The sequence below is a fragment of the Lentzea alba genome, assembly GCF_011067745.1.
Lineage (GTDB): Bacteria > Actinomycetota > Actinomycetes > Mycobacteriales > Pseudonocardiaceae > Lentzea > Lentzea alba.
In genome coordinates this window covers 179,125-195,373 of the sequence record NZ_JAAMPJ010000009.1, presented here as the reverse complement: position 1 = coordinate 195,373, position 16,249 = coordinate 179,125, and the positions used below count along the sequence as shown (strand labels likewise).

Annotated in this window: 13 protein-coding genes; 5 read left to right on the top strand and 8 right to left on the bottom strand. The window is 70.0% G+C overall.

All coding sequences use genetic code 11. The features are described 5' to 3' along the window. Nucleotides 1–33 precede the first annotated feature (33 nt). The 6 genes from G7043_RS30320 to G7043_RS30295 form a co-directional block, all read right to left on the bottom strand. Complete coding sequence (locus G7043_RS30320) at nucleotides 34–1,749, bottom strand: AMP-binding protein (protein WP_166051402.1); 1,716 nt, start codon at nucleotides 1,747–1,749, stop codon at nucleotides 34–36. A gap of 15 nt (nucleotides 1,750–1,764) precedes the next feature. Further along, complete coding sequence (locus G7043_RS30315) at nucleotides 1,765–3,690, bottom strand: FAD/NAD(P)-binding protein (RefSeq protein ID WP_166051399.1); 1,926 nt, start codon at nucleotides 3,688–3,690, stop codon at nucleotides 1,765–1,767. A 311-nt stretch (nucleotides 3,691–4,001) separates the two neighbouring features. After that, entirely contained in the window at nucleotides 4,002–5,060 is a 1,059-nt protein-coding gene (locus G7043_RS48685; protein WP_242642871.1) for a CHAT domain-containing protein, read from the bottom strand. Between the two features lie 1,328 nt (nucleotides 5,061–6,388). Next, entirely contained in the window at nucleotides 6,389–7,789 is a 1,401-nt protein-coding gene (locus G7043_RS48680; RefSeq protein WP_166051395.1) for a tetratricopeptide repeat protein, read from the bottom strand. Then, the gene (locus G7043_RS30300) at nucleotides 7,786–8,478 is read right to left on the bottom strand and encodes a hypothetical protein (RefSeq protein ID WP_166051393.1); all 693 of its coding nucleotides are present in this window, start codon (nucleotides 8,476–8,478) and stop codon (nucleotides 7,786–7,788) included. The genes G7043_RS48680 and G7043_RS30300 overlap by 4 nt, the downstream gene beginning before the upstream one ends. Before the next feature lie 43 nt (nucleotides 8,479–8,521). Further along, nucleotides 8,522–9,319: an RICIN domain-containing protein gene (locus G7043_RS30295; RefSeq protein ID WP_166051391.1), complete on the bottom strand. Its 798-nt coding sequence runs from the start codon at nucleotides 9,317–9,319 to the stop codon at nucleotides 8,522–8,524. A 181-nt stretch (nucleotides 9,320–9,500) separates the two neighbouring features. Here G7043_RS30295 and G7043_RS30290 point away from each other — a divergent pair, with 181 nt between their 5' ends. The 3 genes from G7043_RS30290 to G7043_RS30280 all read left to right on the top strand — a co-directional run bounded on the left by G7043_RS30290 (nucleotide 9,501) and on the right by G7043_RS30280 (nucleotide 12,392). Next, on the top strand, nucleotides 9,501–9,749 hold the full coding sequence (locus G7043_RS30290; RefSeq protein ID WP_166051389.1) for a hypothetical protein: 249 nt from the start codon (nucleotides 9,501–9,503) through the stop codon (nucleotides 9,747–9,749). A gap of 214 nt (nucleotides 9,750–9,963) precedes the next feature. Further along, a complete protein-coding gene (locus G7043_RS30285) occupies nucleotides 9,964–11,877 on the top strand; it encodes a nitrate- and nitrite sensing domain-containing protein (RefSeq protein WP_166051387.1) in 1,914 nt (637 codons plus the stop codon). A gap of 89 nt (nucleotides 11,878–11,966) precedes the next feature. Next, nucleotides 11,967–12,392 (top strand): pyridoxamine 5'-phosphate oxidase family protein, encoded by a 426-nt coding sequence (locus tag G7043_RS30280; protein ID WP_166051385.1) that lies wholly within the window; start codon nucleotides 11,967–11,969, stop codon nucleotides 12,390–12,392. A 23-nt stretch (nucleotides 12,393–12,415) separates the two neighbouring features. On the opposite strand, the gene G7043_RS30275 is transcribed toward G7043_RS30280, so the two are convergent. Beyond that, a complete protein-coding gene (locus tag G7043_RS30275; RefSeq protein ID WP_313888153.1) occupies nucleotides 12,416–13,258 on the bottom strand; it encodes a GAF and ANTAR domain-containing protein in 843 nt (280 codons plus the stop codon). A gap of 74 nt (nucleotides 13,259–13,332) precedes the next feature. Continuing rightward, nucleotides 13,333–13,731, bottom strand: coding sequence for a MerR family transcriptional regulator (locus tag G7043_RS30270; protein ID WP_166051382.1), 399 nt, complete (start codon nucleotides 13,729–13,731; stop codon nucleotides 13,333–13,335). A gap of 144 nt (nucleotides 13,732–13,875) precedes the next feature. On the opposite strand from G7043_RS30270, the gene G7043_RS30265 reads away from it, so the two are divergent. Beyond that, on the top strand, nucleotides 13,876–15,174 hold the full coding sequence (locus G7043_RS30265; RefSeq protein ID WP_166051380.1) for a hemolysin family protein: 1,299 nt from the start codon (nucleotides 13,876–13,878) through the stop codon (nucleotides 15,172–15,174). Beyond that, nucleotides 15,171–16,223 (top strand): hemolysin family protein, encoded by a 1,053-nt coding sequence (locus G7043_RS30260; RefSeq protein ID WP_166051378.1) that lies wholly within the window; start codon nucleotides 15,171–15,173, stop codon nucleotides 16,221–16,223. Before G7043_RS30265 ends, G7043_RS30260 begins: the two co-directional genes overlap by 4 nt. The last annotated feature ends 26 nt before the right edge of the window (nucleotides 16,224–16,249 follow it).

The window sequence follows — 16,249 nt, the reverse complement described above, 5'->3', positions numbered from 1 at the left end:
GGTTGGTGCGGATGGTGGTGGAACTGTTGTCGCTCAGCCGATTCCGGGAGCCGCGGGCAACGCGGTCTCCAGCAGTTCGTCGGCCAGGTACTCGACGGAGCCGGGGAACTCGACCCCCGCGGCCCGCTCGACGTCCCGGGCGCGCAGCTCGTTGCGGCGGATCTTCCCGGACGTGGTCTTCGGCAACGTCGCGAACTCCAGGCGCCGAACCCACTGGTGTGGCGCCAGATTCGCGCTGATGTGACTGAGAATTCGCCGCGCGGTCTCAGCGTCGGGCATCTCGCCCGCCGCGAGCGCGACGTAGGCCTTCGGTACCACCAGGCCCACCGGGTCGGGGGCGGGCACCACCGCGGCCTCCGCCACGGCGTCGTGTTCGAGGAGAACGCTTTCCAGCTCGAACGGCGAGATCCGGTGGTCGTAGGACTTGAACATGTCGTCCGTGCGTCCGAGGTAGTGCAGGTAGCCGTCTTCGTCGCGGTGCGCGATGTCACCGGTGTGGTAGTAACCGCCGGCGAACGTCTTGGCGTTCTTCTCCTCGTCGTCGACGTAACCGGGCATCACGCCCAGCGGCCGCGGCGAGAGACTGACGCAGACCTCGCCGTCGTCGCCCACCGCGCCCGTGGCGGGGTCGACGAGCACGATGTCGTAGCCGGGCAACGGTTTCCCCATCGACCCAGGCCGAACCGGCAACGTCGGGCTGTTGCCGATCTGGGCCGTCGTCTCGGTCTGCCCGTACCCGTCCCGCACGGTCACGCCCCACGCCGCCCGGACCTGTTCGATCACTTCGGGGTTGAGCGGTTCACCGACGCTGCCCGCCTCGCGCAACGACACCGGCCACTGGCGCAGGTCCTCCTGGATGAGCATCCGCCACACCGTCGGCGGCGCGCAGAACGTCGTCACGCCGTGCCGGACCATGCGGTCCATCAGGTCCTTGCCGTTGGGGGTGGTCACGCTCAGCACCGACGCCTCGGCGTTGAGCGGCACGAAGAACGAGCTCCACGCGTGCTTCGCCCAACCCGGTGCGGACACGTTCAGGTGCACGTCTCCGGGGCGGACACCGTTCCAGTACATGCCGGACAGGTGCCCCACGGGATAGCTGACGTGGGTGTGCCGCACCAGCTTCGGACGCGAGGTCGTGCCCGAGGTGAAGTACAGGAACAACGTCTCGTCCGCACGCGTCGGCGCGTCGGGCGTGAACCCTGCCGGGGCCGACCGCAGATCGTCGAGGGCGAGCCATCCGGGCACCCGGCCCGCGCAGATCTTCGTGACGTGGCCGGGCAACCACTCGAAGCTGTCGGTGAGTTCCGGCGTCGTGAGCACGTGCCGCACGTCGGCTCGTTCCACGCGGTCGACCAGGTCGGCACCGGACACGGTGGTGAAGGTCGGGACGACGACAATGCCCAGCTTCATCGCCGCCAGCTGCGACTCCCACACGGCGAGCTGGTTGTCGAGCATCATGAGCAGCCGGTCGCCGCGCCGCACACCCGCGGCGCGCAGGCCGTTGGCGAGCCGGTCGGACCGTTCCGAAAGCTCCGCGTAGGAAACCGCTTCCTCGAACTGGCCGCCCACGACGTGCAGTGCCGTGCGGTCGTTGCCTCGTGCCACGGCGTCGAACCAGTCGAGCGCCCAGTTGAACTCGTCGAACTCCGGCCACCTGAACTCGGCGTGCGCGCGGTCGTGGTCGTGCCGCAACTCCAGCAACAGGTCTCGGGCGGCCCGGAACTTCTCGGTGGCTGTTCTCGGTGACATGACTGGGTTTTCTCCTCAGATCGCGGCGGCCGGGTGCGGAAGGGCGGGCGTCATGGGTGCCCGGACGACCGCGCGGTGGCGCAGGATGTCCGCGGCGATGCCGTCGGCGTCGGTGTGGAAGCCGGTCATCGGACCGGGCCTGCCGTTGCCGATCTGCGTGAACCACCGCGTGTTCTCGGTCGGCACGCCCAACGCGTACAGATCGGGGTCGGGGTTGCCCAGCACGTCGATGACGTGGAACGGGCGACGGGTGACCGCGACACTTCCGGCGGGGAACCGCTCGCCGGTGGACGAGTCGACGTTGACCAGCTCGGTGATCAGCCCGTCGGCCAGCAGACCGGCCATGAGAGCGTCCGAATTGGACGACAGCGTCGGCCGCGGGATGCGGGCGTCGATCAACGTCGTGACCTGCCGCCGTGATCCGGCGACGCGAGGCGACTCGAGGACGAAGGCGCCGCTGACGTGATCCGCCCGGACGGACGTCTCCGGTCCCACCACGGTCAGCAACCCGGCGCGGATCACGGCGGACGCCTGCTCGACCCGGAGGTAGGGCGGACCGGCGGACACCATCGTGTTGATCGGGTTGAACCAGGTCACGAACTCGCGGTGCGACTCGGGCCGCAGCCCGGCGAAGTCGACGGCCTGCCGCACCATCGCACGGGTGTCGCGCAGGATGTCCAGCGACGCCTTGAGCGGGTTGTCAACGTTGCCTTCCACCGCCTCGGCGATGTCCCGGCGCAACAGCTCCAACAGCTCGCCGTGGAAGGCGTCCGGGCTGTCGAACACCCGGTCGCCGAACGGGCGTGCCATCCGTTCCAGGTCCAGCGGTGGCACGTCCCCGAGGTCCCACGCCGCCAGGAGTCCCTCGCGGTCGTCCGACGTCAGGTGGCTCGCCGCGAACCATTGCGCCGCCTCGTCTCCCTGCCGCCGCCGGACGTGCGCGGTGTAGTAGACGTGCTCGATCTCCAGTCGCAGCAACGACAACACGTCCCGCACGAAGTCGAGCTGCGCGGAGCCGGTGACCCGCTGGGCGCCTCGCCGGGCCCGCACGATCGCGTCCTCGGTGACGAACTTCGGCTGGTAGCGGTAGGTCGGCGCCTTCTGGTTGCGGCCGCGCGCCAGCATCACCAGCCCGCTGCGCGAACCGGCCACCAGGTGCGGTTCCCTGCCGCTCGGCAGGTAGTCGGTACGCCCGTCGCGCTCGACGAACCTGCCGCCACGCCCGACCGTCAGCTCCGCGAGCACGTCGAAGAACGTCAGCCCGAGCCCGATCACCCCGACCTGCTCACCGGGGGCGATCACGCCCAGCGGCATGTCGGCGGCGGAGTCCCCGCGCAGGTAGGTCAGGCCGGACCGGTGCCGGGCGAACGTGAGGAGCTCCTTCTCACCGTCGTCCGGTCTCACCCGAGGATGACCGGTGGTCAGCACCACCTTGTCGGCCGTCACCGCCGTGCCACCGGACCCTGTCACCGTTGTCAGACCGAACTGCCGGGTCAGCGACACGGCTTTCTCCGGCACGTGCCGGATCGTCACTCCCGCCGGCGCGTTCGCGACGATCGCCTCGAACGCCATCCGGAGGTACTCGCCGTACACGGCCCGCGGCCCGTAGTCGTCGGGCCCGATGCTCGACCAGCGCGGATGAGTGGAGAGCCAGTCCGCGAACGACGGCCCGGCACCCGCTCGCGTCGGACCGTCGTCCGGCTCGGCGGAGAACACGCTCACCTCGCCGGCGGCGGTGTTCATCAGGAAACACGTCGACTGCGAGGTCCTCCAGATCCGGCCCGCTCCCGGTTCGTCGGGATCGAACACGTGCACCTGCACCCCGCCCTCCCTGGGCGTGTCGGTCAGGCGTGCGATCAGCCTCTCCAGGACGGAGAGTCCTCGCGGACCCGCGCCGACGATCACCACGTCGAGGCCCGCTCGCGGGACGAAGTCAGTCATGGCTTTCCTTTCAGGAGTCGATGTCTCCACCGAACGTCTCGTTCTCGGCAGTCAGCGCTCTGGGCGCGGGCCGGCCCTGGCGACAAAAGATGAGACGGGGAAGACGAAGGGGCGTCCCATTTCGGCCTCTTTCGTTCGCGGCGGGCTTACCTCCGCAACGATCGGGATCACCGCTGTCGACCGGCTATCGGTCAGGTATGGATCTACTTCACGGACCGTGGAGCGCAGGTCAGCAGGCTGTGATCAGTCCCGTGTGGACTGTTTCAGGACAGCGCTTTCCCGACAACAGGTCGACGTGTGCTCGGTTGCTCTCACGGCCCGAAGTGCACGTGTGCTGCCCAGACCGCGGGCAGCGCGGGGTGGTCGTCACGCAGGCACCGGATCGCGTCGGCGAGTGCGTCGGCGGCGAGCTCCGGCCGCGGCGGATGCGCGCCGTTCCCGGTGAGCCGCGTGTAGAACTCCTCGGTGATCCGGGTCGCGTGGGCATCGCTGATCGGCCACAGGGTTCCGATCACGTGCCGGTAGCCGGCGTGGTGGATCGCCGCGGTCAGGTGCAGGGCTTCGTCGGCGAGCCAGTCGCCACCCAGAGTGGTGCTGCACGCGGACAGGTAGGCCAGTTCGGTGCCGGTCAGATCCAGTTGCGCGACGGCGGTGACGGTGAACGGCGCGACGGCGTGGTCGTGCAACAGCAAGCGGCTGCTCGCCGGCGCGTCGGGCACGTGCAGGCCGTGGCACGCGAAGTGGGCGACGCGATAGTGCGGCAGTGCGGCACCTACGGACTCGCGGGTCGCTTGTGCCCCGGCCAGAACCGTTGGTGAGTCGAGCAGCCTGGCGAGCACCGCCGTTTCGGCCTTCGCACCGGGCAGCTCCGGTGCCCTGGGAGTGGCGGGCATGGCGACGACCACGGCGGATCCCGACGGCGACGGGAGCGGATCGCGCTGACCGCGCAGGTGTTCCAGGGCCCGGACGGTGACGACGTAGGAGGACACGGCGCGGTCCAGAACGGTTCGCGGCGCACCCGTCTCCGGCCGGTCGAGGTGGTGACCCGCCGCGTGCAGGGGCAGGGCCGCCAGCACACCAGCCGGACACCACCGGATCCGTCCGCGCGGCTCACCGGTGCAGCCCAGCGAATCGAGAACCGGCGCGCAGACCACGTCCCACAGCCAGGCGAGCACGTCGTGGACCGCACGGTGGCCGCGAGCCCGGCCCGCGCGCTCGCCGAAGGCCGCGGCGTGGGCGGCACGCAGCCGCTCCACCTGGCGTGCGGCGCCCCGCGGGGTGAGATCGGGCAGCGGCACCACCCGGACCGGGGTCCCCGTATCGCCGGTCAGGATCAGCGCACCGGCACCCCAGGAGTCCGCGTGCACCATCACGATCGGACCGTCCGCGGCCTGGGCGCGCAGCCGGTCGACCGGGGGTGGGCGCAGGAAGGCGTCGAACCCCGGCGTGGCGCGGATGCGCGTGACGAGTGCCGCCCATCGTTCGGACAGCTGCCTGCGTCGCTCGCCGAGCTCCAGTGGAGGCCGGTGCGGCATCCGCGCCGGGGCGCCCAACGGCGGGTCCGAGTCGGCGTCCGCGGCCGCGATCTGGTCGCGCAGGCTCTCGAACTCGTCGGCCAGATCCGGCCGGGCCCGGCGCAGTTCGGTGAGGTCGCCGCGGTCGTCGAGCACCTGACCCAGCAGCAGCCCCCTGGTCTGCTCCAGCAGTTCCACGGCTCGTGCGGGTTCGCCGGCCGCGACAGCGATGGCGGCAGCCTGGGACGCCAGCCCCGCGATGATGCCGACGCCGTGCTCGCGGTCGGTGTGCGCCAAGGCCCGCGGTGTCAGCTGCGGCACCAGTTCCACGGCCGCCTCGACGGCGTCGAGCGCGGCACCGGCCGCCTCGGCGTGCATGGCGGCGTTGGCCAGTCTGCGGAACAGTCGCACCCGCATCGCGACCGGAGCCGCCGAAGACGCGGCGGCGCGTGCGAAGCAGTCCCGTGCCTCGGTCAGGATCGCCGTGTCACCGCGATGGCGGAACAACGCCATCAGGGCGGTGCCCAGGTACTCCGCCGCCGTGACGCGGTCCTGCTCCGCGGCCGGGGTGGCCGCCACCTCCCGGCCGAGCCGGACCACCTCCAGCAACGTGCCGACCTCGCCCGTTTCGTCGAACGACCGGTCCAGCGCGGCCAGCAGGTTGTTGGTGGCCCGGTGCCGGCTGGCCGTGCCGGGCGGGGAGACCGCGACGGCCTCCCGTGCGACGTCCACCGCCTCGGCGACCAGCGCCTCGTTCCCGGTCGCCCGGTGCAGCAGCAGCAATCCCCCGGCGAGGTTGGTCAGCAGGACGGCTCGGGACAGGACACCCTCGCACGAAGCGGAAGCGTCTCGCGCGATGTCGACCGCCTCGGTGAGCGCCGAAACGTCGTTGGTGCGCTCGAACAGCCGGATCAGGGCACCGGTCAGGGTGATGCTCGCCGCGTTCGTGGCCGCGCGGCCCGCGGCCCGGGCCAGGGCCACCGCGTCGCGAGCGACCTCCATCGCCTCGCGGATCACCGCGTGCTCGCCGGAGTGTTCGAACAACTGGACCAGGGCACTGGCGAGGCCGTTGGACCGGACGTGGCTCAGACGATGATCCGGTGGCGTGGCGGCGACGGCCTCCCGCGCGCACCGGATCGCCTCGCTGAGCGACGCCGGATCACCCAGCAGAGGGGAGCAGGACTTCAGCGCCATGGCCAGGCTGTACAGGCCCTCCGCCCGCTTCGTGTCGCCCTCCGCCGCCTCGGCCAGCTGACGAGCCAGTGCGACCGCTTCGGCCGCTGTCGTGGCGTCCGCGGTCTCGACGGCCGAGGACACGAGCGCCTGGACGAGGTTGTGCGCGATGCCTGGGTACTGCGCCCGGTCGGCGTGAGCGAGTGCGGTGCGCCCCAAGGAGATCGCCTCGCTGATCGCGGCCAGGTCGCCGGTGTGGTCGAACAGCTGGACCAGGGACACCCGAGCCGGGACGTCCGGGGGGCCCGGCCGGACTCGTCGCCGCCGATGGCCGCCAGCAGAGCGCGCTCGACCTCGACCCGCTCCTGGAGCACGTGAGAGTCGCCGGTCCGCTCGGACAAGGTCCACAGCCGGTCCGCGAGATCGGTGAGGCGCTCGACTCGCTCGGGAGCGTCGGAGGGGGTGACCGCCAGGAGTTCGCGGGTCACCTCCACCGCCTCGACCAGCACTGTCAGCTCGTCGGTCCGGTCAGCCAGCAGTCCGAGCACGTGGGCGAGGTGATCCAGCACGTGCCTCCGGTCGGGGTGGTCGACCGGCATGATCACCGCGGCCTCCCGCCCTGTCCGAGCCGCCTCGGCCAGCGTGGCCAGGTCGTCGTTCAGGTCGAACACCGTGTGCAACTCGATCGCGAGGGTGGCCAGCCGGCCCGCCCGCGCCGGGTGCCCGATCGGTGTGGCGGCGACCGCGTCCCGGCTCACCGCGACCGCCTCTGCCAGCGTCGCGCGATCCCCGCCGAGCTCCCCGGCGCACCGCAGCGCGGCTCCCAGGTTGCTCAGGTACATGGCGCGTTTCGGGTGGTCCGCGGCAACGGAAGCGACCGCCTGCCGCGCGACCTGCACCGCCTCGGCCGCGACTGCGACGTCGGCCGTCCGCACGGCCGTCCGGCGCAGCACGAGGCCGAGGTTGTTGAGCACCGTGGCCCGCACGGCGTCGCCGGCCGGCGTTTCGGCCAGCGCTTCCCGGTTGACCGCCACCGCCTCGTCGAGCACGGCCGGGGTCCCGTCCAGGTCGAACAGCGCCATCAACTGCGAGCCCAGGTTGGACAGGATCACCGGCCGGCGAGGATGGCCCGCCGGGAGCACGGCCACCACCTCGCGTGCCAGGTCCACCGCTTCGACCAGCAACCGCGGCTCGCCGGTCCGCTGGTACGCCGCGCCCAGGACGACCTGGAGGTGGTTGAGCACCCCCGCCCGCTCAGCGGCACCGGGAGGGACCTGCTCCGCCACCACCCGCAACCCGGTGATCGCGGCGTTCAGGGCACCGAGGTCACCCGTCGCCTGGTAGTGCTCGAACAACGCCGCGGCCACGTCCAGCGCGTGATCCACCGCCACTGCGCGGCCCCGGTCGTTCATGCCCCTCCGCGCACCTCGTGCCGGTCGATCCGGGCGAACAACCGCGCCATGCACGACACGCAGAAACGCCAGCCCGGCTGCTCGTCCTGCAGGCGCAGCGGACGCACCGGATCGTGGTCCACCAGACCGGTTTCGCGATAGTGCGCCATCTTCGCCTTCGGCACCACGAGGTACGACTCGTTCACGTACATCTTCTTGCGGCACTGGTCGCAGGAGTCGACGACGGCCCATTGGGTCACCGACGCGGGCCAGCGACCGAAGACCTGTTCCCAGGCCTGCGCCGCCCAATGCACGCACCCGCGGGTGTCGACAGGCCCGCACCCGTCGGGCGAGGTTCCGTCACGCGCGTGGGCACGTGCCTCGTGACGGTCCACGACGAAAAGCTCGCTGCAGTCCTCGCAGATTCCCCACGCCGTGGACTGACCGGCCATGGAATGCACGAAGTCCGAGAACCACTGGAGTTCTTGCTGTTCGCTCAGCTGAATGCCGTCGTTGATGCGCTTGAACGAGGTGAACGCGGACACCCAGTAGGCCTCGGAACGCACGACCTCGCTGGTGGTGAGCTGATACGCCGGCCCGGCGGGCAAAGCGACGTTGCAGCAGTCGCATTTGCGCGTTCCGGCAGTCGCGGGCATCAGCGTTCTCGGACGTCGGCTGACCAGTCCTCGCAGAAACTGCCCGATTCCCATGACGAACACCCCCCGATGCTCTGCCTTCGTCAACCACGCCAGGCTACTCCGGCACGGTCAGCCACCCCGGGGCGTCGTCGCAGTCACGCTGGACCATCCGCACGCCGTCGTGGAGCTCCGGTCCCGGCGCCCCCACGCACAACCGGCTGCGCATGTTGACGATCCGCAGCGCCCCCGAATCCTGTTCGAATCGCCAGAACTGGTTTTCGCCGCCGTTGCATTCCCATTGGACGACGTACGACTGTTCGGCGATGCTTTGCTGGAACGCTTCCAGACACGCCCGCGGCCGCCCCACCGCGCGCACCTGGAAGAAGTTCGGATCGGACTTGTGCGGATCGGCGATTCGCCACATTCCGAGTTCCCGTGACGGTGATTCCCTCAACACGGTGTGCGCGCCTTTCCAGCCGGGATCCTCCACCACGGTCAGTCGCAGCCCGGAATCGCCGGCCCGGATCACGACGGGCTGGTCGTGAACAGCGGTCGTTTCCCCGGGCGAGGCCACGAACCAGACTCCAGCGGTGACCACAGCGACCGCCGCCACCACCGCGACCCACCTCCACGGCCGGATCGTCCTGCTGGCCGGCACGGGGTTCGCGAGCCGTTCCCGCGCGCCGATGAACTCGTCGACCAGATCCGCCCGGTCGCACGCCTGCAAGATCGCGCGCAGCTCGTTCGCGGTGGGCAGCCGATGACCGCGCTCGATCGCCGACAGATCAGGTCTGTGCAGGTAGAAGTGGTTGCGCTGGGCGTGGTCCGCGATGTTCTGTTGCGTCTTGCGCCCGCGCAACTCGCGCAGCGCCGCCCCGAACTCCGCGACCGACGCGGGTCCGCTGGTGTTCACATCGCCTCCACTGAGTGCCCGATCGATCACGCAGTGTAGGAGTTGTCGGGGACATTTCCCCGACAACCTGAAGGCCCCAAACGGCTGGTCCGCCCGATCGGGTTGTGCGCATCCTCGGTGCCGTCCTGTTCACTCCAACCGAGGAGTCGTCATGAAGGCAGCGGTTCTACTCGGAGCGGCCGTGCTCGCCGCTTCGATCACCTTCCCGGCCGTCGCGAATGCCGCATCGGTCACCTGCACCAAAAAGATGTGGCACACCGTCGGCAACATCACCTGCACGAGCACCGGCGGCCGCTACGTGTTCTCGGACGTGTACGCGAATTGCGACAATCAGCGCGACATCCACCGCGGGCAGTGGGTGATCGACGGTTCGTCGACGCAGCGGTTCGAATGCCGGCACAAAATCACCAACATTCACACCGTGATCTGACGAGACACCGAGGGCCCGGCCACGCGCCGGGCCCTCGGGACGCGGTGCCGTCACCCGAAGCCGGCTGAAGGGCAAGCCCGGCGGTCGAGTCGCTGGGATGGCTCAACCGCGGTCGGCGTCGGATCACTCGTTCGCAGCCTTGTCGCTGATCGCGGGTGGGGCCACCGTTGGCTCGGGCTGCGGAGAACGGAGTCGACGTGGGGCTGGTAGCCGGGTGCCGCCGCGCCTGAACCGGACGCGCCGGGGAGCTGTGCTGGTGGTGGCGCTCGCCACCACGGTCGCGGTGGTCGTGGTGGCGATGGCCGAGAAGGCGATGGGCTACCAGGGTGCTGACACGGCGATCCGCGCGGTGGCCGACGTGCAGAACGTCCAGCGGCAGATCCACGAGCTGCAACAGGAACGCGGTAGAGCGATACTTCACGCTGCCGAGGCCGGACAAGCACCGCCGACGGCGGAGTTCGAGGACTACACCGATCGGATCGCGTTGCTCAGTCAGCGGATCACCGGTGTGGACCGGGTCGGCGATCCCGCGCTGCACGAGGGTTTGCGAGCGCTGGAGAAGCTGGCGTTGCTGAAGGAATCCACCGCCCAGGAAAGGGGATTGCTGGGCGGGGTGTTCGCGGCCGGCGAGTTCACGGCGCAGGAGCACTGGCGCTTCGCCGCGGTCCGGGCCATCAAGCAGGATCGGCTCGCGGATTTCGAGCGGATGGCGACGGAGGATCAGCGGGCCCGCCTCCGTGCCGCGCTGGACTCGCCGAACGCGCGCGAGGCCGCCGGTTACGAGCAGGTCGCTCTCGCCGACGCGGGCGCACGACTACAGCGTCCCGTGGACGCGAGCAGGTGGTGGGCGGTCATGACGACAGTGATCGACGAACTGCGGATGGCCCAGCAAGCGCTCGCCGACGACCTCACGCGGCAGGCACATCGACTTCGCGCGGCCGACCTGCGTGATCTCCTGCTGTGCCTGGTGTTCGGGGCACTCGGAGGTGCGGCCCAGGTCGGGTTGTTCCTCCGGCGCGACCGTCTCGACCGCGCCGGTGTGGCCTTCGTGTCGGAGTTCGGCACGACGCTGATGACCACACGATGTGCCGATGACGCGTGGAACCTGCTCGCTCGGCGGGCGGGGGAGCTGTTCGCCTCGCACGTGTTGATCCTGCGCACCGCGTGGAGCACGCAACGGTTCAGGGCCTGCACGCGAGTGGGAACGGAGGAGCTGGAGCTGTTGCGGCCCGCGATCGAGAGCTCCTGCGTCGCCGACGTTCTGTCCACCGGAGTGCCGGTGCTGCTGGACGACTTCTGTGATCATCTGCGGGTGCCGGACTGCTCGCTCGGTCCGGCGGCGGCGGTGCCGGTCCGAGTCGGATCTCGCGTTCTGGGTGTGCTGCTCGCCGTGCGCGACAGCGGGGCCGCCCGGTTCACCACCCGTCAGGTCGCCGACCTGATCACGCTCGCCGACGACGCCGCCGTCGCGATCGACGTCGCGGAGGCGCACGAGGCCCGGCGGTGGTCGGACGTGGTGGACGATCGCGCCCGCATCGCGCAGCGTCTCTACCACGACGTCGTCCACCGGCTCGTCGGTGTGGGGATGAGCCTGCAGGGAATGATCGGGTTGACCCCCCAGGCGCACGTGCGGGCCCGGATGCACGCGGCGATCAATCAGCTCGACGAGACGGTGCGGCGCCTGCGAGAAGCGGTGTTCGACCTCCACCCGACACATTCGGAACCCACGTTGCGGCAGCGGCTCCTGCACGCCGCCAACGAACTGGTGCAGGGCACCGACATCACGCTGACCGTGGGCATGTCCGGGTGCGTGGACACCTGGGCACAACCGGAACTGACCGCGGAGGCCGAGGCGGTGATACGCGCGACCGTCGGCAACGTGGTGCGGCACGCCCAGGCCACCGAGCTCGTGGTGACCGTCGAGATGACCGACGTGCTCAGCGTCGAAGTGCGCGACGACGGACCCCCGTCCGCCACCGTCGCGGGCCAGGGCGTGCTGGTGGATCTCGCCTGGCGTGCCGCGAACCTCGGCGGTGTGCTGTCCGCAGCCGCGGATCCGGCCGGCGGGACGCTCGTGAGCTGGCGTGTCCCCTGGCTGCGGGACCACGAAGCCGAGCCCGCACCGTGACGTCGAGCTGCGGGACCTTGTGCTCTGTACCGCGGCACGGCTTCGGAGCATGGTGGCCATTCGGATCGATACGACGAGGCTGGTGTCCGGTGGCTTTCGAAGGCCGCGTCGTCCTGATCGAGGATGACGACGCGTGGTCGCTGTTGCCGCAGAGCGGTCTCGCGCGGCTGCTCTACACCAGGTCCGCGCTGCCCGCGGTGCGGGTGCTGCCGTTCGTGCTGTGCGGCCGGACGATGGTGCTGGCGCTGGACTTCGGCGCCGTCGAGCACCTCACGCACGTGATCGGCTCGGTGACCGCCGTCGAGGTCGACGATCCGCTGTCGGCGTGGAGCGTGACCATCACCAGCGAGGCCCACGAGGCGACCAGCGTGTGCGACGAAAGCTTCGCTCACGACCCGGCGCTGTCTCGTTGGCTGGACGGTGACCCGAAGGCCTACCTCCGGATCGAACCGACCTTGGTCTGCGGCCAGCAGTTCGTGCCCGCGTGTCCAGGGGCAGGACACAGCGGGTCGTGATCGCGCCCGAGGAGGACAAGGCCTCAACGCTGGGTGGCGTTGTCGAGCAGGGTCTTCGCGACGTCGCGGAGCTTGACGTTCTCGTGCTGGGAGCGCTGGACGAGCATGGTGAAGGCTTCGTCGGCCGTGCAGGAGTGCACGGCCATGAGAACGCCCTTGGCTTGTTCGATCACCGCTCGTGAGGTCAGCGCGGTTTCGAGGTGCTTGATGTGCTCGCGGGAGCGTTGCCACTGGTGGGCGTTGGTGATCGCGGCGCTGGCGGCGGTGGTGAACAGCCGCATGACGCTTTCGTCGAACGGGTCGAAGGCGGTCGCGGTGTAGCTGTAGATGTTGAGTGATCCCATGTGGGTGGCGTCGTTGTGGTCCGAGGCCGGGAGCACGATGGGGACGGACAGGTAGGCGCGTACCCCGTGTTGGTCCGCGGCGGTCTCGAACTCCGGCCAGGTGTCCTTGTTCTCGCCGACGACCGCGCGGACGGCGTGGAGGGTGCGGGCGGCCTCCAGGCAGGGGCCGCGGTTGGCGCCGTACTGCTTCTCGTCGACCTCGATGAGGGTGTTGTCGCTGGCGGCGGCGGTTCTCGGTTGCGCGGGGCTGACCGTGATGGTGACGGCGTCGGCGTCCTGGATCGCTCTGGTCGCGGTCTCGGCCAGTCGCTGCAGCACTTCGTCGAGAGGTTCCTCGGCGGAGAACCCGTCGCGCAGCATCGCGAGTGCGGCGGTCGCCTCGTCCAGGCGCTCCACCGGGTCCTGCCGGTCCGCGTCGGCGGAGTGCGCGTGTCTGCGCCCGGTCACCGTGTTGAGGTCGTCCATGTCGCGTCGCCTTTCGCCGAGAACGAGTTCGCGGCGCTGCAGGCTCAACGCGCTCACCGCGAATGGTACGGCCAGGCCGCCTTCGACGGCTGCACCCCTTCGAGCGAGGGAACCGAACCGGTGTGGGCGCGCTACGGCAGCATCGTGTCCGGCGGGATCTGCAGCGCGATGGTGATCAACGAGTGCACCCGCGTCGCGATGATCGCGAGCAGCCCCTGCATCTCCGGTGCGGCGCCCTCCGCGGCCGTCTGCAGCGTCTGCAGGTCGGTGTCGATGCGGTCCAGGATCGCTGTGACGTCGGACGCTCGGGTGCTCAACGCCGTGGAAATCTCTTCCAGGGGAACACCGTGGACTTCCAGACGTTGAACCAGGTGGATCCGGTCCACGTCGGCGGCGGAGTAGAGGCGGTAGTTCGAGGCGGTGCGCTGTGCGGGGCTGATCAGGCCGAGCGTCGTGTAGTAGTCGACGGTGCGGATGCTGACGCCCGCTCGCGCGGCCAGTTCGCCGATCTTGAGCAACGCTTCGCTCACGTGCACCTCCTCCCGATAACCATACAGTGCCACGTGCTAGTGTTGGGTCATGCCTGAAGAAGCCGACGTAGACGGCTGCAGTAGTACGCCGGGGCGAGCCCGGCTGAACGTTCTCAACGCTGTCCTGCTCGACGCGGGTGCGGCATGTTGATCCTCTCCGGCCTGCTGGCGATCGTGGCGCTCACCGCCGCCACCGGCTATTTCGTGGCCCAGGAGTTCGCGTACATGGCGGTCGACCGCGGTCGGCTGCAGCAGATGGCCGAGGCCGGCGACAAGGCCGCCGCACGTGCCTACCGCGTGACGCAGAAGCTCTCGTTCATGTTGTCCGGCGCCCAGTTCGGCATCACGGTGACGGCGCTGCTCGTCGGTTACGTGGCCGAACCGCTGCTCGGCACGGGCCTCGTGAACCTGCTCGGACTGCCCGAGTCCGTCGGCGTGCCGCTGTCGATGGCCGTGGCGCTGATCTTCGCGACCGTCGTGCAGATGGTGCTGGGCGAGCTGCTGCCGAAGAACCTCGCGATCGCCGAGCCCGAACCGCTCGCCAAGTGGCTGAGCTCGTCGACGCTGGTCTACCTCAAGATCGCGGGACCGGTGATCCGGTTGTTCGACGCGGCGGCGAACAAGCTGTTGCGCGCCATCGGGATCGAGCCGGTGGAGGAGCTGCCGCAAGGCGCGACGCCGGAGGACCTCAAGCAGATCGTCGGCGACGCGGGGGAGCAGGGTCACCTCGACCCGGAGTTGGCCCAGCTGCTCGACCGCGGTCTCGGCTTCCGCGAGCTGGCGGCCGAGCAGGCGATGACGCCGCGCGTGAACGTGCACTCGGTGCGGTTCGACGAGCCCGCCGCACGGGTGGTGGAGCTGCTGGACACCGGCCACTCGCGCTTTCCCGTGGTGGGCAACGACCTGGACGACATCCGGGGCGTGGTCGGCCTGGCCGAGGTCCTGACCCTCACCCCGGAACAGCGGCCTGTCACGCCGATCGGCGACATCGCCTCGCCCGCGCTCGTGGTGCCGTCGACGCTGCCGCTCCCGGCCGTGCTGGAACGGCTGCGCACCGAACGCCGCCAGCTCGCGTGCGTGCTGGACGAGTTCGGCGGCTTCGCCGGGATCGTCTCGCTGGAAGACCTCGCGGAGGAGCTCGTCGGCGAGATCCACGACGAGGACGACCTGATCGAGGACGCGATCGAACGTCTCGACGACACCAGGTGGCAGGTGCCCGGACGCATGCGGCTCGACGAGGTCGAGGACACGACCGGCGTCGCGCTACCGCTGGATGACGCCTACGACACCGTCTCCGGCCTGGTGCTGCACCAGCTGGGCCGCACCGCCGAGGTCGGTGACGAGATCGAGCTGGGTGCCGTGACGGTGCTGGTCACCGCCGTGGCGCGCAACGTGCCGGAAAGCGTGGTCCTGACGTCACGAGTTCCGGAGGAGGCCCGATGAGCACCGGAACGTCTCTCGCGATCTCCTTCGTTCTGTTGGCGCTCAACGCCTTCTTCGTCGCCGCCGAGTTCGCGTTGATCGCGTCCAAGCGGCACCGGCTGGAGCAGGAGGCCGAGACGTCGCGCGCCGCACGAGCCGCTGTTGCCGGTGTGCGTGAGCTGTCGCTGATGCTCGCGGGTGCCCAGCTCGGCATCACGCTGTGCACGCTCGGGCTCGGCGCGCTCGCCAAGCCCGCCGTCGCCGACCTGCTCGACCCGCTGCTGACGGCGGCGGGCCTGCCGGACGGTGTCGCGTACGGCATCGCGTTCGCGATCAGCCTGGTGCTGGTGGTGTTCCTGCACATGGTCGTGGGTGAGATGGCGCCGAAGTCGTGGGCGATCTCGCACCCCGAGCGGTCCGCCCTGCTGCTGGCACTGCCGTTCCGGGCGTTCGCGCACTCGGTCCGCTGGGTCCTCAGTGGACTCAACCGGACGACGAACGGCCTGCTGCGGTTGATGAAGGTGGAGCCGCAGGACGAGCTGGCTCAGGCCCACCGGCCGGAGGACCTGCGCCTGCTGGTGCGGCAGTCCGCCGAGCACGGGCTCATCCCCGAGAACCAGCAACGGCTGCTGACCCGCATGCTGCAGGTGCAGAAGACGACGCTGCGCGAGGTCATGGTGCCGATCGGGGAGACCTCGACCGTCACCGAGCACACGAAGGCCCGCGCGATCGAGCGTCGCAGCCTCCGGTGTGGACGGTCGCGGTTCCCGGTGACGAACCTGCGCGGCGAGTTCGTCGGTCTGGTGCACATCCGGGAAGCCATGCGCGCCACCGCCGCCGGCAACGACCCGACCGCGCGGGAACTCATGGGCCCGGTGCTCACGTTGTCCGTTTCGATGCCGGTCGCCGCCGCCGTCACCGCGATGAAGGCCGACCGCGCCCAACTCGCGCTCGTGTCCGACAGCGAGCGCGTCGTCGGTATCGCGGCACTGGAAGACCTGCTCGAAGAGCTCATCGGCGACTTCGACGACGAGACCGACGCACCGCGCGTTGCGGTGCGCCAGATCTAATTCACACCCAGTCCCCGCAGGAGGAG

What these genes read in the sequence shown, in the direction of transcription:
- G7043_RS30320 (WP_166051402.1), bottom strand. Translation starts at nt 1,749, where the DNA reads ATGTCACCGAGAACAGCCACCGAGAAGTTCCGGGCCGCCCGAGACCTG.
- G7043_RS30315 (WP_166051399.1), bottom strand. Translation starts at nt 3,690, where the DNA reads ATGACTGACTTCGTCCCGCGAGCGGGCCTCGACGTGGTGATCGTCGGC.
- G7043_RS48685 (WP_242642871.1), bottom strand. Translation starts at nt 5,060, where the DNA reads ATGGTGCACGCGGACTCCTGGGGTGCCGGTGCGCTGATCCTGACCGGC.
- G7043_RS48680 (WP_166051395.1), bottom strand. Translation starts at nt 7,789, where the DNA reads ATGAACGACCGGGGCCGCGCAGTGGCGGTGGATCACGCGCTGGACGTG.
- G7043_RS30300 (WP_166051393.1), bottom strand. Translation starts at nt 8,478, where the DNA reads ATGGGAATCGGGCAGTTTCTGCGAGGACTGGTCAGCCGACGTCCGAGA.
- G7043_RS30265 (WP_166051380.1), top strand. Translation starts at nt 13,876, where the DNA reads ATGTTGATCCTCTCCGGCCTGCTGGCGATCGTGGCGCTCACCGCCGCC.
- G7043_RS30260 (WP_166051378.1), top strand. Translation starts at nt 15,171, where the DNA reads ATGAGCACCGGAACGTCTCTCGCGATCTCCTTCGTTCTGTTGGCGCTC.